This is a genomic window from Streptomyces tibetensis (assembly GCF_040647715.1).
Lineage (GTDB): Bacteria > Actinomycetota > Actinomycetes > Streptomycetales > Streptomycetaceae > Streptomyces > Streptomyces tibetensis_A.
The window spans coordinates 188,802-213,554 of record NZ_JBEZCR010000005.1; the positions used below are offsets into that span (position 1 = coordinate 188,802).

The 24,753-nt window shown below is 73.1% G+C and carries 18 protein-coding genes and 1 pseudogene; 7 read left to right on the forward strand and 12 right to left on the reverse strand.

Annotated elements, in window-relative coordinates:
- The first annotated feature begins 17 nt into the window (after positions 1-17).
- Complete coding sequence (locus AB0B29_RS15350) at positions 18-881, forward strand: aminoglycoside phosphotransferase family protein (protein ID WP_362239142.1); 864 nt, start codon at positions 18-20, stop codon at positions 879-881.
- A gap of 39 nt (positions 882-920) precedes the next feature.
- Here the strand turns inward: AB0B29_RS15350 and AB0B29_RS15355 are convergent, their stop codons facing one another.
- The 4 genes from AB0B29_RS15355 to AB0B29_RS15370 form a co-directional block, all read right to left on the reverse strand.
- A complete protein-coding gene (locus AB0B29_RS15355; RefSeq protein ID WP_362239145.1) occupies positions 921-1,643 on the reverse strand; it encodes a 3'-5' exonuclease in 723 nt (240 codons plus the stop codon).
- A gap of 131 nt (positions 1,644-1,774) precedes the next feature.
- Complete coding sequence (locus tag AB0B29_RS15360; RefSeq protein WP_362239960.1) at positions 1,775-3,046, reverse strand: SAV2148 family HEPN domain-containing protein; 1,272 nt, start codon at positions 3,044-3,046, stop codon at positions 1,775-1,777.
- 72 nt (positions 3,047-3,118) lie between these two features.
- Positions 3,119-4,444, reverse strand: a complete 1,326-nt coding sequence (locus tag AB0B29_RS15365) for a copper amine oxidase (protein ID WP_362239147.1) — start codon at positions 4,442-4,444, stop codon at positions 3,119-3,121.
- 57 nt (positions 4,445-4,501) lie between these two features.
- Positions 4,502-5,347, reverse strand: coding sequence for a Tat pathway signal sequence domain protein (locus AB0B29_RS15370; RefSeq protein WP_362239150.1), 846 nt, complete (start codon positions 5,345-5,347; stop codon positions 4,502-4,504).
- 179 nt (positions 5,348-5,526) lie between these two features.
- Here AB0B29_RS15370 and glgX point away from each other — a divergent pair, with 179 nt between their 5' ends.
- On the forward strand, positions 5,527-7,695 hold the full coding sequence (glgX, locus tag AB0B29_RS15375; RefSeq protein WP_362239153.1) for a glycogen debranching protein GlgX: 2,169 nt from the start codon (positions 5,527-5,529) through the stop codon (positions 7,693-7,695).
- 108 nt (positions 7,696-7,803) lie between these two features.
- Positions 7,804-10,173, forward strand: coding sequence for a malto-oligosyltrehalose synthase (treY, locus tag AB0B29_RS15380; RefSeq protein WP_362239156.1), 2,370 nt, complete (start codon positions 7,804-7,806; stop codon positions 10,171-10,173).
- Positions 10,174-10,175: 2 nt separating this feature from the next.
- On the opposite strand, the gene AB0B29_RS15385 is transcribed toward treY, so the two are convergent.
- Complete coding sequence (locus AB0B29_RS15385) at positions 10,176-11,114, reverse strand: LysR family transcriptional regulator (RefSeq protein WP_362239159.1); 939 nt, start codon at positions 11,112-11,114, stop codon at positions 10,176-10,178.
- An 85-nt stretch (positions 11,115-11,199) separates the two neighbouring features.
- Between AB0B29_RS15385 and lpdA the strand changes: the two genes are divergently transcribed.
- Together lpdA and AB0B29_RS15395 are read left to right on the forward strand one after the other, a co-directional pair.
- Positions 11,200-12,690: a dihydrolipoyl dehydrogenase gene (gene lpdA, locus AB0B29_RS15390; protein WP_362239162.1), complete on the forward strand. Its 1,491-nt coding sequence runs from the start codon at positions 11,200-11,202 to the stop codon at positions 12,688-12,690.
- A 56-nt stretch (positions 12,691-12,746) separates the two neighbouring features.
- Entirely contained in the window at positions 12,747-13,994 is a 1,248-nt protein-coding gene (locus tag AB0B29_RS15395) for a M14 family zinc carboxypeptidase (protein WP_362239164.1), read from the forward strand.
- 34 nt (positions 13,995-14,028) lie between these two features.
- Here AB0B29_RS15395 and AB0B29_RS15400 read toward each other — a convergent pair whose 3' ends face one another.
- Entirely contained in the window at positions 14,029-15,375 is a 1,347-nt protein-coding gene (locus AB0B29_RS15400) for a M14 family zinc carboxypeptidase (protein WP_362239167.1), read from the reverse strand.
- 330 nt (positions 15,376-15,705) lie between these two features.
- Positions 15,706-16,257: a DUF1707 and FHA domain-containing protein gene (locus AB0B29_RS15405; protein ID WP_362239170.1), complete on the reverse strand. Its 552-nt coding sequence runs from the start codon at positions 16,255-16,257 to the stop codon at positions 15,706-15,708.
- 173 nt (positions 16,258-16,430) lie between these two features.
- Here AB0B29_RS15405 and treZ point away from each other — a divergent pair, with 173 nt between their 5' ends.
- On the forward strand, positions 16,431-18,176 hold the full coding sequence (gene treZ / locus AB0B29_RS15410; RefSeq protein ID WP_362239173.1) for a malto-oligosyltrehalose trehalohydrolase: 1,746 nt from the start codon (positions 16,431-16,433) through the stop codon (positions 18,174-18,176).
- 57 nt (positions 18,177-18,233) lie between these two features.
- On the opposite strand, the gene AB0B29_RS15415 is transcribed toward treZ, so the two are convergent.
- The 3 genes from AB0B29_RS15415 to AB0B29_RS15425 are packed head-to-tail and all read right to left on the reverse strand — an operon-like array spanning position 18,234 to position 21,138.
- On the reverse strand, positions 18,234-18,935 hold the full coding sequence (locus tag AB0B29_RS15415; RefSeq protein WP_362239175.1) for a hypothetical protein: 702 nt from the start codon (positions 18,933-18,935) through the stop codon (positions 18,234-18,236).
- A 39-nt stretch (positions 18,936-18,974) separates the two neighbouring features.
- Positions 18,975-19,964 carry an aminoglycoside phosphotransferase family protein gene (locus AB0B29_RS15420; protein ID WP_362239963.1) on the reverse strand — a complete coding sequence of 330 codons (990 nt, stop codon included), beginning with the start codon at positions 19,962-19,964 and terminating at the stop codon, positions 18,975-18,977.
- A gap of 46 nt (positions 19,965-20,010) precedes the next feature.
- Positions 20,011-21,138 carry a M24 family metallopeptidase gene (locus tag AB0B29_RS15425; RefSeq protein WP_362239178.1) on the reverse strand — a complete coding sequence of 376 codons (1,128 nt, stop codon included), beginning with the start codon at positions 21,136-21,138 and terminating at the stop codon, positions 20,011-20,013.
- Positions 21,139-21,317: 179 nt separating this feature from the next.
- Between AB0B29_RS15425 and AB0B29_RS15430 the strand changes: the two are divergent.
- Positions 21,318-21,635, forward strand: a pseudogene (locus tag AB0B29_RS15430) (metallophosphoesterase); the annotation flags it as partial.
- A 24-nt stretch (positions 21,636-21,659) separates the two neighbouring features.
- On the opposite strand, the gene AB0B29_RS15435 reads toward AB0B29_RS15430, so the two are convergent.
- Positions 21,660-22,220, reverse strand: a complete 561-nt coding sequence (locus AB0B29_RS15435; protein WP_362239181.1) for a PDZ domain-containing protein — start codon at positions 22,218-22,220, stop codon at positions 21,660-21,662.
- Positions 22,221-22,518: 298 nt separating this feature from the next.
- Positions 22,519-24,684, reverse strand: coding sequence for a germacradienol/geosmin synthase Cyc2 (gene cyc2, locus AB0B29_RS15440; protein WP_362239184.1), 2,166 nt, complete (start codon positions 24,682-24,684; stop codon positions 22,519-22,521).
- Positions 24,685-24,753: the final 69 nt, after the last annotated feature.

A 24,753-nucleotide genomic window follows, 5' to 3' on the forward strand; every position in this document is an offset into this window, starting at 1 on the left:
GACGACGGAGGCGGACGATGGACGAGGCACGGGCACGGGACGTACTGGACGCGGCAGGGGTGCTGCCCGGTGCGGCCGGGGCGGCGCGGCTGCTCGCTCTGGGCGAGAACGCGGTGTTCGCCGCCGGTGACCTGGTCGTCAAGGTCGGCCGGGACGCCGAACTCCTCGACCGGGCGCGCCGCGAACTGGACATCGCGGTATGGCTCGCCGAGGCGGGTGTGCCGGCCGTGCGGGCGGCCGAGCCGAAGGCCCTGCTGGTCGACGGGCATCCGGTGACGGTGTGGCACCGGCTGCCGGACCCGGTGCGGCCCGCCGAGCCGCGGGACCTGGCCGAACTGCTACGGGTCGTGCATGCCCTGCCTCTCCCTCCCTTCGGCCTCCCGTCCCGCGATCTGCTGGGCGGTGTGGAGCGGTGGCTGCGGCTCGCCGGGGATGCGATCGATCCCGCGGACGCGGCGTATCTGCGCGAGCGGCGCGACGGGTTCGCCGATCGGGCCGCCGCGCTCACACCGCATCTGCCGCCGGGGCCGATCCACGGGGACGCGCTGCCGCGCAATGTGCACGTCGGACCCGGCGGGCCCGTGCTGGTGGACCTGGAGACGGTGTCCGCGGACCTGCGGGAGCACGACCTCGTGGTGATGGCCCTGTCGCACGACCGGTACGGGCTGCCGGGCGAGGCGTACGCCTCGTTCACGCGGACCTACGGCTGGGACGTACGCGGCTGGGAGGGCTGTGGTGTGCTGCGCGGCGCCCGGGAGACGGCCAGTTGTGCGTGGGTCGCGCAGCATGCGCCGAGCAACCCCAAGGCGCTGGCCGAGTTCGAGCGGCGGGTGAAGTCCCTCAGGGACGGCGACGAGACGGTGCGGTGGTACCCCTTCTGACCGCCCGGCTCCCGACCGCCTGACCGCCCGACCGCTGTCTCAGACCGGCTCGTCCGCCAACTCGCGCAGCGGCCACGTCCCGTCGACCGAGGCGGTGGGGTCTCCCTTGCCGCGCAGGAAGCTCTGGAAGTCCGCCGCCCACTGCGCGTACCACTCGATCTGGCGGTGGTGCAGCGCCGCCGGGCCGAGCGTGGCGATCTTGGGGTGGCGGTCGGCTATCGCCCCGGCCAGGCGGGCCGCCGCCAAGGCGTCTGCCATGGCGTCGTGGGCGGCGTCGAGGACGACGCCGTACTCGGCGCAGACCGCTTCGAGGTTGCGTTTGCCGCGACGGTAGCGGTCGACCCAGCGGTCGATGGTGTACGGGTCGATGACCGGGGCCGGGTCCACGCCGCCCAGGCGGTCCCGCAGGGACGGCAACCCGTGGCGCCGCAACTCCGCGGAGAGCAGGGTGAGGTCGAAGGCGGCGTTGTACGCGACGACCGGTACGCCCGTCTTCCAGTAGGAGGTGAGGACGTCGGCGAGGGCGTCCGCGACCTGGTCGGCCGGTCTGCCCTCGGCCGCCGCCCGCTCGTTGCTGATGCCGTGCACCGCCACCGCGTCCTCGGGGATCGGCACTCCCGGGTCGGCCAGCCACTCGCGGCGCCCGATCGGCTCGGTGCCCCTGACCTCGATCACGGCCCCCGTGACGATGCGCGCCTCGCGCGGATCCGTACCCGTCGTCTCCAGGTCGAAGCCGACCAGCAGCTCCCGGTGCCAGCCCATGGGCGGTCCCCCTTCTTGTGGTGCGTTCCCCCAGTGGTCCCCACCTTCGCATGCACCACTGACAATCAGAGGATCGCGTTCCGCTCATGCCCGGCGGCGGGCGGGAGAACCACCGCGCAACGGGACGCAGTTCATGACACCGGTCGGGAATCCGCCCACATCACCTCGAACTCCTCGCGGTACGTGGGAAAGAGCCCGCTTTCGTCCATCTCGCCCGACTTGACCACCTTGCTGCCGTTGCGCAGCACGAACACCGGCGCCTCCATGCCCCGGGTGCGGCGCAGATAGCTCTGCACGACCGCGATGCCGTCCGCGCCGTCGCCGTCCACCAGGTACGCCGTGAAGCGGGGCGTCTCGTCGAACACCTGGATCTCGAAGGCGCCGGGGTCGCGCAGCCGGGCACGCACCCGGCGCATGTGCAGGATGTTCATCTCCACGGCCCGGCTGAGTTCGCCGCGCTTGATGCCCAGTTCGCGCTCACGGCGCTTGACCGCGCTGGAGGCCGGGTTGAGGAACAGCAGCCTGACCCGGCAGCCGGACTCGGCCAGCCGCACCAGACGCCGGCCGGAGAAGTTCTGCACGAGCAGGTTGAGGCCGATGCCGATGGCGTCGAGGCGGCGGGCCCCGCCGAAGATGTCCTCGGCCGGGAACTGCCGCATCAGCCGCACCCGGTCCGGGTGGACGGCGACGACGTCGGCGTACCGGTCGCCGACCAGGTCCTCGACCGCGTCGATCGGCAGCCGGCGCGCCGAGGGCACGTCACCGCCCGCGCCGAGCATCTCCAGCAGCCGGGCCGAGGCCCGCTCGGCCTGATTCAGCACGGCCTCGGACAGGGCCCGGTTGCGGGAGACGACGTTGCGGGTGACCTCCAGCTCGTCCAGGGCGAGTTCGACGTCGCGGCGGTCGTCGAAGTACGGCTCGAAGCAGGGCCAGTGCTGCACCATCAGCTCGCGCAGCTGCGGCAGGGTGAGGAAGGAGAGGACGTTGTCGTCGGCCGGGTCGAGCAGATAGCCCTTGCGGCGGCTGACCTCGCGGACCGCCACCGCGCGCTGCACCCACTCCTGGCCGGCCGGTCCGGCGGCGGCCACCACCCAGTCCTCGCCGTGGACGGGTTCGTACACGGGCCGCAGCACGGCGGCGACCACCGCGCGCAGCCGCTGTTCGACGAGGTTCAGCCAGATGTAGGCCCGGCCGGCCCGCTGGGCGCGGGTGCGCACCTCGCGCCAGGCGTCGGCGTTCCAGTCCAGTTCCGGGCCGATCGAGCCCGTCGCGTCCATCGGCCGTGCCAGGGACACGGCTCCGGCCGGGACGTCTGTGGAGTTCCCCTCGTGACCCTCGTCACCAGGGGGCAGCTCCAGCCCTCCCGAGCCCACCCGCGCACCGCCTTCCGCTCCCCAGCACACTGCCCTTGTCAACGATCAAGGAAGGGTACTCCGGGAGCGGTCGGCGGTGCAGCCGGATGGGCAGGGTGGTTCTCAACCCCGGGGCCGCCAGTGCCCGTTCTGCCAGCCGAGCTCGGCCGGAGTGAGCGGATTCATGGCCGTGACGTCGCGCGGGACGATGGAGAACCCCTGCCAGTGGACGGGCATCGGCTGCTGGTCCTCGTCCCGGGCTATGTGGTGGAAGCCGATGTTCGTCCAGACCACCGGGTGGGTCAGGGCCTGTCCGTTCACCCACTTGTCGACGGACTTCCCGGCGCCCGCCCCGCAGTTGCCGGGGTTGTTGCTGGCGAACAGTTCGCACTTGTTGTACTGCGTGACGTACACGTCGTGCTTGGTGTAGCTGCGGCCCGGGTACTTGGTGGTGGGTCCTGGGACGATCTCGTAGGAGCGCGCGTGTCCGTCCTTGTTCTTGCCGGTCGCGCTGACCACACGCCACCAGCGGTAGCTCTTGCTGTCTCCGGCCAGTTCCTTGGCGACCTTGGTGCGCGTGGTTTTGGTGGTGGGCGCCCGCTGGCCCCGGGTGGGCGCGGTGACGGTGGAGTCGTACTGCTCGACGGTGTTCTTCGTGGAGCCGTCGAGCGCGAAGTCGAGGCGCCAGAAGGCGTTGTGGCTGTGGCTGGTGGCCTTGGCGGCGCTCGCGCCCTTGCCGATCGGCCAGCCGCGGCCGTCGCCGGCGTCGTAGTCGTCCCAGGACAGGCTGCCGGTGGCGCCCACGTTCATGGTGATCGTGCCGTCGTCCTGGAAGCGCCACTCGGTCATGTACTCGTACCAGCCGACCTGGTTCACCGTGTAGACGAGGAGGTCCTTGCCCTCGGCCTGGAAGACCTTGTTCGCGGTGTCGCCCTGCATGCGGTAGGCGTGGCCGCGGGAGCGGGTGGTGGTGCACAGGCCCTTGACGTTCGGGTCCTCGTTCCAGGAGTCCGGGACCTTGACGGTCTTGATGGTGCCGCCGGGGCACTCGCCCGGCGCCAGGTTCATCAGGCCCTGGGCGAAGTCGAAGCCGGTCAGGTCGTCGTACTCGACCCTGCCGTCGTCGTAGGGGACGTGGATCTGGCCGAGGCGGGCACTGTTGAGGACCTTGATCGGTTTGGGTTCGCCCTTGGGCTGGTACGAGATGTTCTCCAGTACGAGGCCGGCCTTGCCGTCGTAGCGCCAGCACATCCGCCAGGTCGTGCCGGAGGAGAGCTTCTGCTCGACGCGGTAGGCGGCGCTGCAGTCGGCGGCGGGCGGCGCGGCGGGGGCGGCCTTCGGCTGGGCGGTGGCCGGGCCCGCGCCGGCGGTGGCGCCCGCGGCCAGCGCGGCCACGGTCAGGCCCACGGCCGCGCGGGTGCGGGCCTTGCTGTTGCTGTTCACGCGCATGACGAGATGACTCCCTGACGAGGAGGAGCGAGGTGGACGGTGAGTGAAGCGGGCCGGTCAGTGGCCGAGCCGGGCGACCTTGCGGGTGCTCAGGTCGATCACCAGCGACCTGGCGTCGACCCACGGCCCGTTCCTGACCTTCGGGAACAGCCGGACGCAGCGGTGCTCTCCGCACCGGTCGAGCGCGGTGGGCTGGGCGCCCGGTGCGGCCCGGTAGACGGCTCCGCTGAGCTGGAGCTGGTCCGGGGAGGTGAGCGCCTTGCCGGTGGCGTCCTTGTAGTCGGCCTTCAGGCCCGAGCCGAGCGGGTCGGCGATCAGGAGGCCGGCCGCCTCGGCCTTCTCGGCGCGGCTGAGCGGCGGCTGGACGCCGTGCTGGGTGTCGGTGTGCACCACCTTGCCGGTGCCGAGATCGACGGTCCGGGTGACGAGGGTGTCGTCCCGGTAGTCGTAGAACGTCACGTCGGCGCGCCGGGGCGCGTCCGGCCTGCCGGCCTCGTCGGCCTCCGGTTCGGCGAGGTCGACGGTGAGGCGCTCGGGGCCGCGTTCCCCGTCGACGCTCTCACCGCTGCGGAACAGCTCCCGGCTGAGGGCGATCTTCTCGACCCGCTTCAGCTCGTCGTCGGTCAGCGGATCACGGCCCTCGCCTTGCTGTCCCTCGGCGGGGGCCGCCTCGACGACACCCGGCGCCACGGCCCGGCCGCCCGCCCCCGCGGCACTCGATCCCGCGGCGCCCGCCCCCGCGGCTCCGGCCTCCTGCGGGACGGACCGCCCCGCCCCGGACCCGCTGTCGTCCGCCCCCGCCGTGCCCGGCAGGGTCACCGCCACCATCACGGCGGTCCCGGCCACCGCGATGGCGGTACCGGCCACCATCTTGCCCAGGTGGCGGTGCACTATGTTGCGCACGTCTTCCCCCTACTCCCCCAAGCCCCGGGAGTATGTGATTGCCCCATTGGTTTGGCATACCGCGTATGCACTGGTCACTCGGTGAGAGGGAGATAAGTCATAGGAGGTTCCCTCACTTTCGGGGAGACTCGGGACCAAGGCGTCCCCACCGGCGCCGCACACCTGAAAGAGTCGTATCCATGCAGGTCTGGCCTGGCGAGGCGTATCCACTCGGTGCCACGTACGACGGCGCCGGTACCAATTTCGCGGTCTTCACGGAGGCCGCGGACCGAGTAGAGCTGTGTCTGCTGCACGACGACGGCTCGGAGACGGCGATCGAGCTCCGGGAGAGCGACGCCTTCGTGCGGCATGCGTACATGCCCGGCATCATGCCGGGGCAGCGGTACGGGTTCCGGGTGCACGGCCCGTACGCCCCGGAGCGCGGGCTGCGCTGCAACTCCGCGAAACTGCTGCTCGACCCGTACGCGCGTGCGATCAGCGGTTCGATCAACTGGGGCGAGGAGGTCTACGGCTACCACTTCGACGATCCCGACCGGCGCAACGATCTCGACTCCGCGCCGCACACGATGACGTCGGTCGTGGTCAACCCCTACTTCGACTGGGGCGACGACCGGCGCCCGCGCACCGAGTACCACCACACGGTGATCTACGAGGCCCACGTCAAGGGCCTCACCATGCGCCACCCCGGCCTTCCGGAGGAGCTGCGCGGCACCTATGCGGCCCTCGCGCACCCGGCGATCATCGAGCACCTCACCGAGCTCGGGGTCACGGCCCTGGAGCTGATGCCCGTCCACCAGTTCGTGAACGATCACCGCCTGGTCGACATGGGCCTGAACAACTACTGGGGCTACAACACCATCGGCTTCTTCGCCCCGCACAACGCCTACGCGTCCTGGGGCGACCGGGGCCAGCAGGTGCTGGAGTTCAAATCGGCGGTCAAGGCACTGCACGAGGCCGGGATCGAGGTGATCCTCGACGTGGTCTACAACCACACCGCCGAGGGCAACCACCTGGGCCCGACCCTGTCCTTCAAGGGCCTGGACAACTCGCGCTACTACCGGCTGACCGACGACCCCCGCTACTACATGGACACGACAGGGACCGGAAACTCCCTGCTCATGCGGTCCCCGCACGTGCTCCAGCTGATCATGGACTCGCTGCGGTACTGGGTCACCGACATGCACGTCGACGGGTTCCGCTTCGACCTGGCCGCGACGCTGGCCCGGCAGTTCCACGAGGTGGACCGGCTGTCGTCGTTCTTCGACCTGGTGCAGCAGGACCCGGTGGTCTCCCAGGTCAAGCTGATCGCCGAGCCGTGGGACGTGGGCGAGGGCGGCTACCAGGTGGGGAACTTCCCGCCGCTGTGGACCGAGTGGAACGGCAAGTACCGGGACACCGTGCGCGACCTGTGGCGGGGCGAGCAGCGCACGCTCGCGGAGTTCGCCTCCCGCCTTACCGGGTCCTCCGACCTGTACCAGGACGACGGGCGCCGCCCGCTGGCCTCGATCAACTTCGTGACCTGCCACGACGGCTTCCCGCTGCACGACCTGGTGGCCTACAACGACAAGCACAACGAGGCCAACGGCGAGGACAACCGGGACGGCGAGAGCCACAACCGGTCCTGGAACTGCGGCGCCGAGGGCGAGACCGACGACCCGGACGTGCTGGCGCTGCGGGCGCGGCAGATGCGGAACTTCATCGCGACGCTGATGCTGTCCCAGGGCGTGCCCATGATCAGCCACGGCGACGAGTTCGCCCGCACCCAGGGCGGCAACAACAACGCCTACTGCCAGGACAACGAGATCTCCTGGGTCGAATGGCCCGAGAACGACGAGGGCGACGAGGGCGACGAGGAAGCCGGGGGGGCCGGGGGCGGCGAGGGCGGTGCGAGCACGGAGCTGCTGGCCTTCACCCGGGCGATGGTGTGGCTGCGCCGCAACCACCCGGTCTTCCGCCGCCGGCGCTTCTTCCACGGACGGCCCGTGGAGGGCACGCACGACGACCTGTCCGACATCGCCTGGTTCACCCCGGACGGCCGGGAGATGACCCAGCGGGACTGGGACTCGGCGCAGGCGTCGGCGCTCACGGTGTTCCTCAACGGCAACGCGATCTCCGAGCCCGGGGCGCGCGGGGAGCGCATCACCGACGACTCGTTCCTGCTGATGTTCAACGCCTCGCCGAAGCCGCTGGAGTTCGTGGTTCCGGTCAACCACGGGCGGCAGTGGGAGGTTGTGGTCGACACCGCCCTCGCGGCCGGTGTGCCCTCGGACACCGGCGCCAAGGTGCAGGCCGGGGACCGGCTGACTCTGACGGACCGGAGCATGACGGTGCTCCAGCGGCCCGTGTGACCGCCCGGCGCGTGCGCGTCGCCCGGAAAGCCACTCGTCCGGGCGACGCGCGGCGCACCTGCCGCGGGGGATGACACGAACGGCGGCAGGGCGGGTACGTAGGTCTTCATGACACCTGAGCGACTTGACCCGGTGGTGCCCACGGCCACGTACCGGCTGCAGCTGCAGCCCGAGTTCCCCTTCGGAGCAGCCGCGGCCGTCGTGCCGTACCTGGCCTCGCTCGGCGTCTCGCACCTGCACCTGTCCCCCGTCCTGGAGGCGGTGCCGGGCTCGACGCACGGCTACGACGTCGTCGACCACGCGCGCGTGCGCGAGGAACTGGGCGGCGAGGAGGGGCTGCGGGCGCTGGCGCGTACCGCGCGCGAGCACGGGCTCGGCCTGGTGGTGGACATCGTCCCGAACCACATGGCCATGGCCCCGCGCCACAACCGCGCCCTGTGGGAGGTGCTGCGCGAGGGCCCGAAGTCGCCGTTCGCGCGCTGGTTCGACATCGACTGGGAGGCGCAGGACGGGCAGGTGCTGCTGCCGGTCCTCGGCGGGCCGCTGGCCGACGTGCTCGACGAGCTGCGCGTCGACGGTGACGTGCTGCGCTACTACGACCACGTGCTGCCGCTGCGCGAGGGCACCGAGGACCTGCCGTTGCCGCACCTGCTGGACGCGCAGTGGTACCGCCCGGTGTGGTGGCGGCTGGCCCGGACCGAGCTCAACTACCGGCGGTTCTTCAGCATCTCGGAGCTCATCGGGGTGCGGGTGGAGGACCCGGAGGTGTTCGAGGCCACCCACGACAAGATCCTCGGGCTGCTGCACGAGGGCGTGATCGACGGGCTGCGCATCGACCACCCCGACGGGCTCGCCGACCCCGACGGCTACCTCCGGCGGCTGCACGAGGCGACCGGGGGCCGCTGGACGGTCGTGGAGAAGATCCTCGCCGACGGTGAGCGGCTGCCGGCGTCCTGGCCCGTCGCGGGGACCACCGGCTACGACGCGCTGCGGCACGTGGACGGGGTGTTCACGGACCCGGCCGGGTTCGGGGACCTGCTGGGGCGCTACCGGCGTTTCGCGGCCCCGCAGACGGACCGGGGCGGGCAGTGGGAGGCGACGGTGCGCAGGGCGGCGTACAAGGTCCTCACGCACGAGCTGGCGACCGAGACGGACCGGCTCACCCGGGTGGCGAGCCGGCTGTGCGCGACCTCCCCGGAGCCCGCCCTGCGCGACCGCGCTCCCTGGGCGCTGCGCACCGCCCTGCAGGAGCTCCTGGTCCGCATGGAGGTCTACCGGCCCTACGAGTCCTGCGACGCGGCGTCCGTGGTCACCGAGGAGGCCGCCGCCGAGGCGCGGCACGCCTTCGCGGTGCCCGAGGAGGCCGGTGCGGTGGACGTGGTGCGGGACCTGGTGCTGGGACGGTACGGCGACGAACCGGCGCAGCTGGAGTTCCGGACGCGGTTCGCGCAGACCTCGTCGGCGCTGCGGGCCAAGTCGGTGGAGGACACGGCGTTCTACCGGTACGTGCCGCTGCTGTCGGCGACCGAGGTGGGTGGGAATCCGGGTGCTCCCACGCTGTCACCGGAGGAGTTCCACGCGTACTGCGCGCGGCTGCAGCGCGACTGGCCCCTCACCGGGACGGTGGCCACGACGCACGACACCAAGCGCAGTGCGGACGTCCGGGCGGCGCTGCACGTGCTCACCGAGTGCCCGGACCGCTGGGCGGACGTGCTCGCGGAGGTGACCCGCACCGGGGAGGGCGTGCCGGACGCACAACTGGCGTGGGCGGCCTGGCAGACGGTGTTCGGGCTGGGACCGGCCCAGCATGCGCTGGAGCGGGTGCAGGGGGCGCTGCTGAAGCACGTGCGGGAGGCGGGCCTGTACACGAGCTGGACCGAGCAGGAGCCGCCGTACGAGGAGGCGGTGGAGGGGTTCGTGGCGGCCGGGCCCTGCGGGGCGCCGGGCGAGCGGATCGCCGCGTTCCGGGAGTCGCTGGCGCCGTACGTCCGGGCCAACGTGCTGGGCACGGCCCTGGTGCAGCTGACGATGCCCGGTGTCCCGGACGTCTACCAGGGCACGGAGGCCGAGTACCGGGCGCTGGTCGACCCGGACAACCGGCGGGCGGTGGACTTCCCGCCCGCGCAGTCCGACGGCACCTCCGGTGAGAAGACGGTGGTGACGAGGGCGGCGCTGGGGCTGCGGGCCCGGCGGCCCGGCGCCTTCGGTGACACGGCGACGTACATGGCGTTGCCGGCGGAGGGACCTGCGGCCGCGCACTGCCTGGCCTTCGTCCGCTCCGGAGAGGTGCTGACGGCCGTGACCCGCCTGTCCCTGCGGCTCGCGGAGGCCGGCGGCTGGCGGGACACCCGGCTTCCGCTGCCGCCGGGCCGCTGGGCGGACGTGCTGGAGCCGGGGCGCGAGTTCTCGGGGCACGCGCGCGTGGAGGAGCTGTTCGAGGGGCTGCCGGTGGCGTTGCTGGAGAGGGTGGGCGACTGAGCTCAGGCGACCGCCGGGCCGTCCTGCGGGCAGTCCTCGTAGACGGGCAGCGGGGCTCGCGGGCGCGGCCAGGACGTCCGCAGCAGGTCGACGAACCTCTCCGCCGCGCCGGTCGGCGGCAGACGCGAGAACACCGTCAGGGTGCGCCGCCAGGCGGGGTCGGGGGTCAGGACGACGCAGCCCCCGCCGACCGCCTCCCGGACGAGGTGTGCGGGCGCGGCGCAGACGCCGACCCCGGCGGCGGCCATCCGCACCGCCGTGGAGGTGTGCTCGGTGAAAACGGCGGTGCGCGGGGTGAAGCCCGCGCGGCCGCACGCCCAGTCGAGGAATCGCTCTCCGTGGACGACGGGCTCCATGGCGCAGCGCACCCAGTGGCGGTCGGCCAGCTCCGGCAGCGTCACCGTCGTCCGGCCCGCGAAGCGGTCGTCGAAGGGCACCACGAGGACGATCTCCTCCTGGCCGACCGGTACGACGGGGCCCGGCGGGTCGGCCGGTGCAGGGCCGACGGCGAGATCGGCGGTGCCGCGCAGGATCTGCTCCTCCAGCGCCTCGGAGGTGGCGTACTCGTGGAGGTGCAGCAGTACGCGGGGGTGAGCGGCGCGCCAGCGGGCGAAGACGTCCGGGAGGACGCCGACCGCGACGGAGTGGACGGCGGCGATGTGGAGTTCGCCGCCCTCGGCACCGGCCGCGGCGCGGGCCGCGCGGCGCGCCTGTGCCGCGCTGCGCACCGCGAGTTCCGCGTGCGGCCGGAACGCGCGCCCCATCGGTGTCAGGCGCACGCCCCGCGGCAGGCGCTCCAGGAGGGCTCCGCCCACGGACCGTTCGAGCGCTTTGACCTGGTGGGAGAGCGCAGGTTGCGAGACGTGCAGGAGCTCCGCCGCGCGCGTGAAGGACGCCTCCTCGACGACCGTCAGGAAGTACTCCATCTGGCGCAGGCTCACGACCCCTCCCCCATAAAGGTCCTGCATCGATTCCACAAGAACATTGCCTTGGACGCATGGCAAGGGCCGGGCGGAGGCTGGGGTCATGGACTCACCGGATGTCATCGTCATCGGCGGCGGCACGGGCGGCTACAGCACCGCCCTGCGCGCCGCGGCCCTCGGCCTGGAGGTCGTGCTCGTCGAGCGGGACAAGGTCGGCGGGACGTGCCTGCACCGCGGCTGCATCCCCAGCAAGGCGATGCTGCACGCGGCCGGACTCGTCGACGGTATCGCCGAGGCCCGCGAACGCTGGGGCGTGAAGGCGACCCTGGACGCGGTCGACTGGTCCGCCCTGGTGGCCACGCGCGACGACATCGTGGCCCGCAACCACCGGGGCGTGCAGGCGCACCTGGCACGCGCGGGAGTGCGGGTGATCGCGGGGAACGCGCGGCTCACCGGGCCGCGCTCGGTGCGGGTGACGGGCCCGGGCACGCCGGGCGGCCACGCGGGCCTGCGCGGCGAACATGAAATCACCGCGCGCCGCGGCCTGGTTCTGGCCACCGGCTCACGGCCGCGCACGCTCCCCGGGCTCGAGCCGGACGGGCGGCGCGTGGTGACGAGCGACGACGCCCTCTTCGCCCCCGGGCTCCCGGCGTCCGTGCTGGTGCTCGGGGGCGGCGCGATCGGCGTGGAGTACGCCTCGTTCCACCGCTCCCTGGGCGCCGAGGTCACCCTGGTCGAGGCGGCCGACAGGATCGTGCCGCTGGAAGACGCTGAGGTGAGCCGGCATCTGACCCGGGGTCTGAAGAAGCGTGGCATCGACGTCCGGGCCGGCGCCCGCCTGCTGGACGCCGAGGTCCTCGCCGACGGGGTGCGGGCACGCGTGCGCACCGCCCGGGGCGAGACCTTCACGGTGGAGGCCGAGCGGCTGCTGGTGGCCGTCGGGCGGGCCCCGGTCACCGACGGCCTGGACGTGGCCGCCGCGGGCCTCGCCACGGACGCGCGCGGGTTCGTCGTACCGGCCGACTGGGACCGGCTGGAGACGGCCGTGCCCGGTGTCCACGTGGTGGGCGACCTGCTGCCCCCGCCGTCGCTCGGACTGGCCCACGCGTCGTTCGCGGAAGGCCTGCTGGTGGCCGAGACGCTGGCGGGGCTGCCGTCCGCGCCCGTGGACTACGCGGCCGTGCCCAGGGTCACGTACTCGTCACCCCAGACGGCGGCCGTCGGTCTGAGCGAGGCCGAGGCACGCGCGCGCGGGTACGAGGTGGAGAGCAACTCGATGCCCCTGACGGCTGTGGCGAAGGGCATGGTGCACGGGCAGGGCGGGATGGTGAAGGTCGTCACCGAGGCCGGCGAGCAGGTGCTCGGCGTGCACCTGGTGGGTCCCCACGTGTCGGAGATGATCGCCGAGAGCCAGCTGGTCGTCGCCTGGGACGCCGAGCCGTCGGACGTGGCCCGGCACATCCACCCGCACCCGACCCTCTCCGAGGCGGTCGGCGAGGTGTTCCTCACCCTGGCGGGGCGGGGGCTGCACCAGCAGGAGGCGGCAGGCCGTGCTTCCGGGCGCCACCGGGAGACCACCCTGTCGCGCCCTTGACACCGCACCATGGCCGTGGGGTACTGCGATGGCGAACTCGGGGGGATGTGACGGGGGTGAGTGTCCTGCCGGAGCTGCGCTACCCGACGGTGACCGAACAGGTCTCAGCTGCCCGGGCGTTGACCGCTCAGCGCCCTGGTGTGTGCACCCTGCGGCAGGTGGGTGCCTCACGCGCGGGCAGGCCTCTGCACCTGCTGTCCGTGGGCCGGGCACGCCGTGCCGTACTGGTGGTCGCCGGCGCCCACGCCAACGAGCCGACCGGCTCCTGCACCCTGCTCGCGGTCGCCCGGCGGGTCCTGGAGCAGCGGGAGCTGCGCGACGGCGTCTCCTGGCACTTCCTGCTGTGCGCGGACCCCGACGGGGCGAGCCTGCACGTGACGCCGGCGCCGCGCAGCCTCTTCGACTACCACCTCGGGTTCTTCCGGCCCGCGGGCCCGGAACAGCCCGAGTGGGCGCCCTCCCTGCTGCCGCCGGACCGGCTGCCGCCCGAGACCCGGGCCCTGACGGGCGTCATCGACGAGCTGCGCCCCTACCTTCAGGTCACCCTGCACGGCACGGACCTGGGCGGCAGCTGGGTGCAGCTGACGAGGGACGTGCCCGGGCTGGCGGAGCCGTTCGCGAAGTCGGCGGCCGAGCTGCACATCCCGGTGGAGACCGGCGCCTCCGACGCCGCCGGCTGGCCCGCGTCGGGGCCGGGCGTCCACGTCATGCCGGCGCCGGGGACCGGGCCGGCCTACCCGAGCCTGCCGGACGACGCGCGACACAGCACCTGGTATCACGCCCACCGGTACGGCGGGCTGACCGCTGTGGTCGAGGTGCCGATGTGGGCGAGCGACCTGGTGGACGACCCGGCTCCGCATCCGGCTCCGGCGGCGGCGATCGGCCTGCTGGCCCGCCGGCTGCAGCGGGACGCGCTGGAGGTCACGCGTGTGCTCGACCATGCGCTGCCCCGGCTGGCGGACCTGGACGGGCCGTTGCTGCGGGCCGCCCGGTGGGGTCTCGAACTGGTGCCTGGGCTGGCCTCCGACCTGCTGCACACCCCGCCCGCCGACCTCACCCGGGCGTACGTCGGCAGCGTGGACGCGTTCGTGCGCCGGGTGCCGCTGCGGGCGGCGGCGATGCTGCTGCGCGTGCTGCGCGGGGCCGACGACGAGGCGGCGAAGCAGCTCGAGGGGCTGGTGTCGTCCTGGAGCGGCGCCTTCGCGGAACGCTTCCGGGCCCGCTGGGTGCCCTTGGAGCACCAGGTGGAGCACCAGTCCCGCACGGTCGTCGCGGCGGCACTGCACGCGCGAGAGAGGGCGTAACGGCACTCGGGCACACGGTCGGACGGCTGCCGGCTCAGTCGCGCTGCACCGGTACCGGCTCGCCGGGCTCTGAGCACGCGCGCGCGTGCCGCCCGGCCAGCTCGAACGTGGCGAGCACCACGCGGGCCTGGTACTCCGCCTGCCGGGCCACCGGTATCCAGCGCGCCCCGTAGTCGTCGCGGTACTCGGCGCACCACTGGTCGATCAGCAGGTCCAGCTCCGGCAGCACTCCGGCCGGGTCGCGGCCGGCGGCCCGTACGAGCTGGTGCAGCAGTCCCGCGGGGCGCAGCACGAGCCGCCGTCCGGAGATGCGCAGGGCGACCAGGTGGGCGGTGCTCAGCGGCGGGAGGGGGTGGGCCGGACCGTCGCCGGTGTCGGGGTCCCAGGCGTCGGCGAGGCCGGGGCAGACCAGGAGGTAGTCGTCGACGGGGGCGAGCAGGCGGGCCGCGTCGGGCACGGTGGCGAGGTGCGGCCGGATCCGGGCCAGGAGCTGCCGCAGGAGACCCGTGTCGTGGCGCAGGGTGCGGCTGACGGCCCGGAGCACGGCGTCCCGGTCCGTGGGCGGGGAGCCGTCCGTCACGGCCGTCACGCCCCACATGGGCGCCTCGACGACCGCGGTGACGGTGCCGTGCCGGTACGGGTGGAACCACGTCGACTCGACGGCGGCTTCCGTGATGGCCGCGACCAGATCGGCCCGGCGCGGCGGCGGGATCCGGTAGACGGCGGGTCCGAGGCCGGGCCAGTACAGGGCGTCGTACGCGCCGAGTTCGCGCGGTATGCCGAGCCGGGCGGCGATGTGGGCCAGGCGCCGGTCGAGGCCCGGCAGGTCGTGGGTGAGCTCGACGAAGCCGCCGCCGATGTCGACGCCGTGCAGGGAGCACTGCAGGAAGGGGCGCAGCTCGTCCTGGAGGTCGAGCAGGGCCCGGGTCTCCGGCAGGGCGGCGCCGGCCGCGCCGTCGGGCAGCCACTCGGGCTGCTCCAGGAAGCCGGGCCGGAAGAAGTTCCGGATGTAGTGGCCGAGCGTGTAGGGGCCGGGCAGCCAGCCCTCGTTGTGGCGCGATGCGTCCGGGTCGAGGCACAGCAGCAGGTTCCAGGTGGCGTCGGCGCCCTCGGTGAGCCGCGGGTCGGCCAGGGCCCGCTCGGCCAGTCGCAGCACGGTGGCGCCGCCCACCGGTTCGTTGGCGTGGGGGCCGGCCACGACCAGCGCCTGGCGGCTGCCGTGCCCCACGGAGAGCAGCCACATGGGGGTGCCCGCGCGGGAGGTGCCGACCCGGCGCAGCCGGGCGTCACGGGGATGGCGGGCGACGAGGGCGGCGGCCCGGGCACCCAGTTCGTCGACGGTCGGGTAACGCAGCAGGGGCGGCAGGGCACACCTCCCCAATGCGGTGCCGTCGCTTCACCAGGTGTAGACGGTGTACGCACAGTCAGTCACGACTTGAGGGGTACGTCAACACCGTCAACACCGCGGGCCGTGATGGGGTTTCGGCCATCCTCCCGGGACGCGCATGCGGTAAGGCCCAGGCCAGAGCTGAGGCGTGGTTCCGTTTCCGGTCAGCCGGCCGACGGCCGGAAGGCCGGGCGGCCGACGGCCGGAAGGCCGGGCGGCCGACGGCCGGAACGACACCGGAGGACAGCGGCAAGGTCAGCCCGACGACAGCCGGAGGGACTGCCGGAGGACAGCCGGAAGGACTGCGTGAGGACAGCTTGAAGGTCAGCCCGACGACAGTCGGAACGTCATGCGCCCGAAGCCCACCTGGTCGCCCTCGCGGACGACGGCCGCTCCGACCACGCGCCTGCCGTTCACCGTCGTGCCGTTGGTGGAGCCGAGGTCGCGCAGGACCCACAGGCCGCCCTGGTGCCGGAGTTCCGCGTGCACGCGGGAAACCGTCTCGTGGTTGAGGCGCAGTCCGCTCGCGGGGTCGCGGCCTATGCGCAGCGGATGGCCGTGCGAGGGATGGGGCAGCTGCAGCTTGGGCAGCCGCTCGGCCTGCCAGGCCCTGCGCAGCCGCAGGGAGAAACCGGAGACGGCCTCGACCGTGCCGAACACCAGACGCGAGAGACGGCTCTCGGTGCGCAGGTCGGCGGTGAGCGCGGCGAGTTCGTCGGGGCGGCGGGCGGCGAGCGCCAGCTCCATGCGGTGGACGAACGTGTCGTGGGACAGTCGGCCCACGGCGACGCCGTCGCGGAGCACCTTCAGCACCCGGTCGCGCTCCGCGTCGGAGAGCCGCGCGGGGGACGTGTTGAACTCGAAGGACGACGTCACGCTGGTGATTGTCGGGCAGTGCGGCCGGGCTGTCCAGAAAACGGGAAATCGGCCGCCACACGCGCGTAGCCGGTGAGACCCGCCGCAAATGGGTGGATGCACCGGCGGATTGATCTCGTGTGACGCACCATGGACGGGCTACATCACGGTGAACAGACGAAGGGGAACCGTCCGTGCAGTTCGAGGTGTGGGCACCACAGGCCCGTCGTGTGACGCTCCGGTGCGACGACGTCACCCGTGTACTGGAACGCGATCCGCAACGGGCGGGGTGGTGGTGGGGCGAGGCCGATGCGCGCGAGGGGTCCCGCTACGGCTTCGCGCTGGACGACGGGCGCGTGCTGCCCGATCCGCGCTCGAGGCGGCAGCCGGACGGCCCGGACGGGCTGAGCGCGGTCGTCGATCACGAGCGGTACCCGTGGCGCGCGCAGTGGCGGGGGCGCCCCCTGCCCGGCGCGGTGCTGTACGAGCTGCATGTGGGGACGTACACCCCCGAGGGCACCCTGGACGCCGCCGCCGAGCGGCTCGGGCATCTCGCCGAACTGGGCATCACGCACGTGGAGCTGATGCCGCTCACCCCCTTCCCGGGCACGCACGGATGGGGCTACGAGGGCGTCTCGCTGTGGGCGGTGCACGAGCCGTACGGCGGACCCGAGGCACTGAAACGCTTCGTCGACCGGGCTCACGAACTCGGCCTGGGCGTGGTGCTCGACGTGGTGCACAACCACTTCGGGCCCTCCGGCAACTACCTGCCCGTCTTCGGCCCGTACCTCACGGACACCCACCACACTCCGTGGGGCGCCGCGGTCAACCTGGACGCGCCCGGCTCGGACGAGGTGCGCGCGTTCCTGATCGGCAGCGCGCTGGCGTGGCTGCGCGACTACCGGATCGACGGTCTGCGCCTGGACGCGGTGCACGCGCTGGTGGACACGCGCGCGTGCCACTTCCTGGAGGAGCTGTCGACGGCCGTGGACGCCCTGGCCGCCGAGACGGACCGGCCGCTGTTCCTGGTCGCCGAGTCGGACCTGAACGACCCGCGGCTCATCACCTCCCGCGCCGAGGGCGGCCTCGGACTGCACGCGCAGTGGAACGACGACTTCCACCACACCCTGCACACCACCCTGACCGGCGAGTCGCAGGGCTACTACGCCGACTTCGCGCGCGCCGGGCTCGGCGGGCTCGCCAAGACCCTGACCGGCGGCTACTTCCACGACGGGTCGTACTCCAGCTTCCGGCAGCGTCACCACGGGCGCCCGCTGGACCGCACACGGGTGGCCGGGCACCGGCTGCTCGGCTACGGCCAGACCCACGACCAGATCGGCAACCGCGCCCAGGGGGACCGGCTTTCGGCCCTTCTCTCCCCCGGGCTGCTGGCGTGCGCGGCGACGCTGATCCTGACGGCGCCCTTCACCCCGATGCTCTTCATGGGCGAGGAGTGGGCGGCGGGCACGCCCTGGCAGTTCTTCACCGACCACACCGACCCGGAACTCGCGGACGCCGTACGGCGGGGCAGGCGGCGGGAGTTCGCGGCGCACGGCTGGAAGGAGGAGGACGTGCCCGACCCGCAGGATCCGGCGACCCGGGACCGTTCCTGCCTCGACTGGTCCGAGCCGGAACGCGAGCCCCACGCGCGCATGCTGGCCTGGTACCGGCTGCTCCTGGCCCTGCGTCACGAGCAGCCGGACCTGAGCGACCCCGACCTCGCCGACACCAAGGTGGCCTACGACGAGGAGCGCCGCTGGATCGCCTTCCGGCGCGGGGACGTCCTCGTGGCCGTGAACCTGGCCTCCGAGGAGGCGGCCTTGCCGCTCGGTGTCCCCCACGCGCGCGTGCTGGCCGCGTGGGAGCCGGTGGACCGGCCCGGCGCGGACGGCGTGGTGCGGCTGCCCGGGGAGTCGGCCGTGGTGCTGCTGCAGGAGTGAGCGCGCGGCACGTCAGGGGAGTGCGGCGCCCGGCGGGTCAGGGCAGTGCGCGGCAGGTCAGGACAGTTTGGCGTCCTGCGCCTCGATGACGGGTGCGAGGAGCCCCGGCCTCGCGATACGGGCGCCGCCGACCGCGGTGCAGACGGCGATGACGTCCCCGTGGCGTACGACGGTGGTGCGGAGCGGCCGGGGTGTGCCGTCTTCGGGTGTGACGACGCCGCGGTAGGCGAGGGCCTCGTCGCCGACCGTGGGCGTGTCCTCGGGCTCGAACGGGTCGTACAGCTCGCTCTTGCCGTGCGCCTGGACGGTGAAGCCGAGGGAGCAGCCCTGCACGGCGTCGGCGAGGAGGCTGTCCATCGCCGTCACCGCCCCGCCCTCGTCGTAGACGGCGAGCGTGACGTGGATGCGGGTGCCGGGGGCCTCCCGGGTCGTCACGAGGCGGCTCAGGACTGCCTGCGGCCTGCCGAGGGGCAGTTGGTGCGTCATGGCGGCCAGCGGGGTGCAGGCGTTGCCGGTGATCTCTCGCGCGGACCGGGCGAAGACGGGCATCTCCCCGGCCGGGTCGAAGGGCCGCACGGAGTAGCCGCTGCCGAGGTCTGCCGCCGTGACCAAGAGCGCGGTGAGGCGCTCTGCCGGTGTCTGCTGCCGTGCCGGGGACGCCGTGGTGCCCGGCGCGGCGGGCGCGGTGGTGCCGGAGCAGCCGGCCAGACACGTGAGGGCGGCGGTCAGCAGAAACACGGCCGCGGCGCTGGGCTTCATGTGCGGAGGATAGCCGTACGGCATCGCGACGCCGGGGCCCTAGGGGACGTCGTCGGCGTCCCCCAGGTCCGTCACCCGTTCCAGCAGGATCGGCTCCCAGGCGCGGCGCAGCCGGGTCCGCAGCAGGGCGGCGTCCTTGCCCGTGAGGTCGTCGGCGAGATGGACCACGGCGTCGCAGCGGGCGAGCCACAGGCCGCGCAGGCAGGGGCGGGCGCCGTAGCCGGCGAGGGTGGCGGCGCGTACGGCGGCGGGTGAGCCGACGGCGAGGGCGAGACCGGCGATGTCCTCGGCCGGGTCACCGACGGCCGTGCCCGCCCAGCCGAGCACGCCGCGTACCCTGCCGTCGGCGCTGACCACGAGGTGGCCGCCCGTGAGGGCGTGGTGGGTGAGGACCGCCGAGCCGGGCTGCGCGGCGAGCTGGGACGCGGCGGGCGGGGTGAGCTGGTTCAGGCGGGCGGGGTCGAACTCGTCGGCGCCGGCGAGGCGTTCGGCGGCTCGCACGGCGGCCCGGCGCAGCGCCTCCAGGGAGCGCGGCGCGGCGCGCGGCACGCCGAGGGTCTCGGCCTGCCGGACCGGCACCTCGCGCAGGCCCGTGAGGAGCCCGGCGAGGTCGGCCTCTCCGACGGCGGACACGTCGTGCTCCTCCCCCGAACCGCCGGGCACCTTGGTGTCCAGCGTGTAGCTCAGGCCGGGTGCCCACTCGCCGTGCGCGACGCTGACCGGCACGGCCGCCGGGACGTGCGGGCGGACGAGGTCGCGCAGGCGCAGTTCGCGGCGCTGGCGCAGGGTGGCCTCCCGGTCGGGGGCCAGGCGCAGGACGTGGCGGGTGCCGACCCACCAGGTGACGGGTTCGGCGTCCGGGGTGGCGGGCCGGACGTCGGGGCCCGGGCCGCTTCCGCCCTGCCGGTCCTCCTTGCCGCTCCTGCCGCTCGTGGCGTCCTTGGCGTTCTTGCCCTCCTTTGCGTCGTCGAGGAGGGACTGGACCAGCCGGCGGACGGTGTCCGCGGTGGGTGTGGGTGCCTGGGTCATGGTCGCGCCGTTGCCGTTCGGGAGGCGTGCTGGGGACATCGGGGCCTCACTCCACTATGACCAGCTCGCGTGGGGTGGTGTTCAGTCGCCGCCCGCCGTCCTCGGTGACGGTCACGATGTCCTCGATGCGGACCCCGAACCGGCCGGGCAGGTAGATCCCCGGTTCCACGGAGAAGCACATGCCGGGCACGAGGGGCCGCTCCTCGCCCTCGATCATGTAGGGCGGCTCGTGGGTGGTGACGCCGATCCCGTGTCCGGTGCGGTGGATGAAGTACTCGCCGTAGCCGGCGTCGGCGATGACCCGGCGGGCGGCCCGGTCCACGTCCTGGCAGGCCGCTCCGGGCCGCACCGCGCGGAAGCCGGCCTCCTGGGCCTCACGCACGACGGCGTGCACGCGGCGCTCCTCGTCGGTGGGCTCGCCGACGTGGACCGTGCGGGAGGTGTCGGAACCGTAGCCGTCGCGCAGGCCGCCGAAGTCGAGGACGACCATGTCGCCCCGGGCGATGACGCGTTCGCCCGCCTCGTGGTGCGGGTTCGCGCCGTTCGGGCCCGAGGCGACGATGGTGAAGTCGACCTGCTCGTGTCCGTGCCGGCGCAGCAGCCGGTCGAGGTCCGCTGCGACTTCGGCTTCCCGGCGTCCGGCGAAGGGGACGCTGCGGATCTCCTCGAACGTCGCGTCGGCGGCGGCTCCCGCGGCCGTCATGAGGTCCAGCTCCGCGGCGTCCTTGACGGCGCGCAGCATCGGCAGGGCCTCGGTGAGGGAGGCGTAGGAGCTGCCGGGCAGGGCCCGCTGGAGGGCCAGCAGGTGCAGGGCCCAGGCGTTGTCGCTGATGCCGAACCGGCCCGAGGTGTCCAGGAGGGCCGCGGTGGCGGCGTAGGGGTCCTTGCCGTCGGTCCAGTCGCGCAGGGTCAGCGCGGCCGCACCGGCCGCCCGGCGCGCGTCCGGGGCCTCCAGGGCGGGGACGACCAGGACGGGGTCCCGCCCCGCGGCGAGGACCAGCAGGGTGAGCCGCTCGGTGACCGCCGGGGGCGTGTAGCCGGTGAGCCACACCAGGTCCGGCCCCGGGGCGACCAGCAGGCCCGCGAGACCGGCGTCGGCGGCCGTGCGCGCGGCTCGCTCCATGCGGGCCCGGTAGTCGTCGGCGGTGAAGGACGCTGCCGTGCTTCCGGTCATCCGGGCCTCCCAGACGGACGAAGGGGCTACGGGCAGCATCCTGCCCGGCCGAAGGGGGTGGCGCGAGCCGTCTGCGGGCATTCGTCCGGGACCTTCCTGGCGGCAGTCGATTACCTGGACATGAAAGCTAATGCTTAGATGCAGTCTTTCCATTAGCTCGATCGAAGGGGCGCACGACCGTGCTGGTACTCGCACACATCAGCGATCTGCATCTGGACGGGAGCACGCGGGCCACCGAACGCGCCGAGCGAGTGCGCGACCGCCTCTGGGAACTGCCGGGCCCCGTGGACGCGCTGCTGGTGACCGGGGACATCGCTGAGCACGGCACGCAACCCGAGTACGAGGAGGCCGCCCGCATCCTGGGACTGCGCGCCGGTGACGACCCGTTCCCCGTGCTGACCTGCCCCGGCAACCACGACAGCCGTACGCCCTACCGCAAGGCGCTGCTGGACCGCCCTGGGGGCGAGGGGCCGGTCAACAGCGTGCAGGTCTTCGACGACGTCGTCACGTGAGGGCGCGGCTCACGCGGCGACGGCCGGTACGAGGGTCAGCTGCTCGTAGCCGCCGCTGCGGTGGCGCACCGTCAGCCTGACCTCGGAGCCCGGGCGGGCGCGGGCGACGGCCCGGGCCAGATCGGCGGCCGTGTCGATCCGGGTCGCGCCGAAGGCGAGGAGGACGTCGCCGCGCACCAGACCGGCGGCCTGGGCCGGCCCGGGGACGTGCAGTCCCACGACCACGGCCCCCGGCTTGCGGGCGTCCATCACCTGCACACCGAGGGAGACGGCGGCCGGCGGCGAGGCAGCGGAGGCGGGCGAGGGAACGGGCCGTGACGGAGTGTGCCATCCGCGTGGGTCGAGGCGGCCGCCCTTGCCGAGCACCGTGGTCCCCATCGCTCCGAGGCCCATCCCGGACAGCACCAGGACCGCGCCGGCGAACCCGGCGAGCAGAACGTCGAGGAGCCGCCTCCCCCGGCGCCGGGCCGCGTGCGGGCGCGGCCGTGACGGGCCGGGCCCCGTCGCCGGCGCGGCCCCGCCGGGGTCCTGCCCCGGCATCGGCTTGGGTCGCAGCGCGGTCTGTTCCATGGCTCGCCTCCGGACGGTGCCGATCGGCTCCGGCGGATCCCGGAGCGATCTCGGCAGGTGCTCTACCCGGCGCATCGGCGGCCGACGAGCCACGAACGAGTGAGACTGGCCGGGGACCGCAGCGGCCAGGAGCGGCACCGAACGCGGACACGGCTCGTACCGCACCCGGTGATCCGGGTGCGGTACGAGCCGTGGAGCAGACGGTGCGCGCCCGGCCGGTGTGGCCCTCCGGCCGGGCGATCGCCACCCCGACGAAGGAGGGCGGCCGGTGGCCCTGCGGCCGGGCGGGCCTCCGCCGTCAGCGAAGGGCGGGGACGGGTACGGCGGGTGGCCGGTCCGGGAGGAAGCCGTGGGCGCGCCGGGACAGCCACGCGTCCTTGTAGCGGTCCACCTCCCGATGCCAGTGGAGGATGCCGGACAGCCAGTTCCGCAGGTCCGACACGTACTCCCCCATCAACGCCCGCGCCTCCGCCGAGAGCCGGAAGTCGTCGTACAGGATGGGCAGTTCATGTGCGACGACGTGCTCGAACTGGCGCATGCGCTGGCTCATCAGGTCGTGCACGATGCCGAGCCCGGTCGGGTAGTCACAGCCGAAGAAGGTCTGCACGACGAGGATCGCGTTGTGGATCTCGCCCTCGAACTCGATCTCCTTCTGGTATGAGAAGACGTCGTTGAGCAGGCACGCGAAGTCCATCGCGGCGTTCTCCAGGGAGCGGACCGGACCGCTGCGGTAGATCTCGGGCGGGACGGCCGGGCCGTGTCCCCTCCGGCACAGGCTCAGGGTGAGGTCGGAGCCGAAGGTCGCCCTGCGCATCTCCAGGTAGTCCACCGGGTCGGGCACGCGGTTCTGGAGTTGGTTGGACAGCTCCCACACCCAGCTCTCGGTCATCGCGTCGACCGCGTCCTTGAACGTGCGCCGCGCCTCGGGCGTCATCCCGTCGGTGGTACGCGTCCACAGGTCGACCAGCCCGCGCTCCATGGCGTTGGCCGGGAGCGGGGGCTCCTCGCCGTCGACCGGCATGCAGTCGGACAGGCGGGCCGTGGTCAGCCGGGCGGCGGCGAGGTCGCGGCGGTGGCCGAATACCAGCGGGTAGTAGTCGTCGCCGTAGGTGCCCCAGGCGAGCCATTGCGCGCTCAGGTCGAGGGCCTCGGACGTGGCGTCCGGGTCGAGGCCGGCCGAGCAGAGCGCGAGGTCGTAGGCGCGGAGCTTGTCCTCGTCCCAGACGCCCTCGGCGAGGATGCCCATGCGCCCCGTCCACTCGCGCAGGTTCCGGCGGGCGTTGTCGAGGTGCGGGCTGAGCTCCAGCGGGAACGGCATGCGGATGTCGGGGATGCGCGACGGCCCGACCTTCTGGTACGGCACGTGCGTGAAGGAACGCAGCCTCTCCACTCCGGCGGTGGCGAGCAGGGTGCGGACGTCGGCCGCCGAGGTGCCGAAGCCGGTGCACCCGGGCCAGGGGCTGCCGCTGCGTACCGCGTTCTCGTTCATGTAGCGGCTGGAGCGCAGATGCCACTCGTGACCGCCGGACTGCCAGTCCTGCAGACCTTTGGTGTACGCCGCCACGGCCGCGAGCTCGTCCGGCCGCAGACCCTTCTCCAGGGCCACGGCGGGCACTTCGGTGAACGCCGTGTGCTCGAACTGGTGGAGGCGGGAGGTCAGGATGTCGTTGACGGTGTCGGCGGCCTCCTGGGTGGTGCAGCCGAAGAAGGTCTCCAGGACGAGCACGCCGTTGCTGTTCTCGCCCTCGTCCTCGACCTCGCGCTGGTAGGAGAACAGGTCGTTGCGCAGGTGCACGGCGTCGGAGAACGTCTCCATCAGCACCCTCAGCGGCCTGGTCCCGGCGACGGATTCGGGCACTTCGGCGGTCGCGTACTCCACGAGCCCCGCCGACCAGGGGGCGCCGCCGACCTTGCGGCGCATCTCGATGTACTCGACGGGGTTGGCGATCCGCCCCTCGTTGATGTTGGACAGTTCCCACATCGACTCGTTGAGGAGGTGCTCGGTGGCGACGGCGAAGCGGCGGCGCCACCCCTCGGACATCCTCGGCACCGTGCGCGCCCAGAGGTCGGCGAGGCCCGCCTCGACCGGGTTCTCGGGCGCGGGCACGGGAGCGAACACGTCCAGTGGCATGAACAGGGGGAGGCGGTCCAGGTGCGCCTTGCCCGCGGCACGGTCCGGGCTGCGCTTGTACATCTCCAGGAAGTGGTCGTCGAAGAAGAAGACCCACACGTACCAGTCGGTGATGAGGGAGAGGTCGGGGCCGTCGCAGTCGGGGTGGGTGTACGCGCAGAGCAGGCCGTAGTCGTGCGCGTCGAGGTCGGCCTGTTCCCAGACGCCGGATCCCTCCAGCATGCCCATCTCGCGCGCCCACTCGGTCGAGTGGGCCCGGGCCGCGTCGACGTGCGGATTCAGCCGCGCGGGGTGCGGCAGGTAGAAGTGCGGGAGTTCGAACGGCTGCGTCATGGCCGGGCCCTACCCGGGGGCCCGCGGTGGCATCCGCCGGACCGGACATGATCACACTATCGCGTGAAT

Coding starts and splice junctions, on each gene's coding strand:
- AB0B29_RS15350 (WP_362239142.1), top strand. CDS start 18: ATGGACGAGGCACGGGCACGGGACGTACTGGACGCGGCAGGGGTGCTG.
- AB0B29_RS15425 (WP_362239178.1), bottom strand. CDS start 21,138: ATGACCGGAAGCACGGCAGCGTCCTTCACCGCCGACGACTACCGGGCC.
- AB0B29_RS15365 (WP_362239147.1), bottom strand. CDS start 4,444: ATGCGCGTGAACAGCAACAGCAAGGCCCGCACCCGCGCGGCCGTGGGC.
- glgX (WP_362239153.1), top strand. CDS start 5,527: ATGCAGGTCTGGCCTGGCGAGGCGTATCCACTCGGTGCCACGTACGAC.
- treY (WP_362239156.1), top strand. CDS start 7,804: ATGACACCTGAGCGACTTGACCCGGTGGTGCCCACGGCCACGTACCGG.
- AB0B29_RS15415 (WP_362239175.1), bottom strand. CDS start 18,935: ATGAAGCCCAGCGCCGCGGCCGTGTTTCTGCTGACCGCCGCCCTCACG.
- AB0B29_RS15435 (WP_362239181.1), bottom strand. CDS start 22,220: ATGGAACAGACCGCGCTGCGACCCAAGCCGATGCCGGGGCAGGACCCC.
- AB0B29_RS15355 (WP_362239145.1), bottom strand. CDS start 1,643: ATGGGCTGGCACCGGGAGCTGCTGGTCGGCTTCGACCTGGAGACGACG.
- lpdA (WP_362239162.1), top strand. CDS start 11,200: ATGGACTCACCGGATGTCATCGTCATCGGCGGCGGCACGGGCGGCTAC.
- AB0B29_RS15420 (WP_362239963.1), bottom strand. CDS start 19,964: ATGACCCAGGCACCCACACCCACCGCGGACACCGTCCGCCGGCTGGTC.
- cyc2 (WP_362239184.1), bottom strand. CDS start 24,684: ATGACGCAGCCGTTCGAACTCCCGCACTTCTACCTGCCGCACCCCGCG.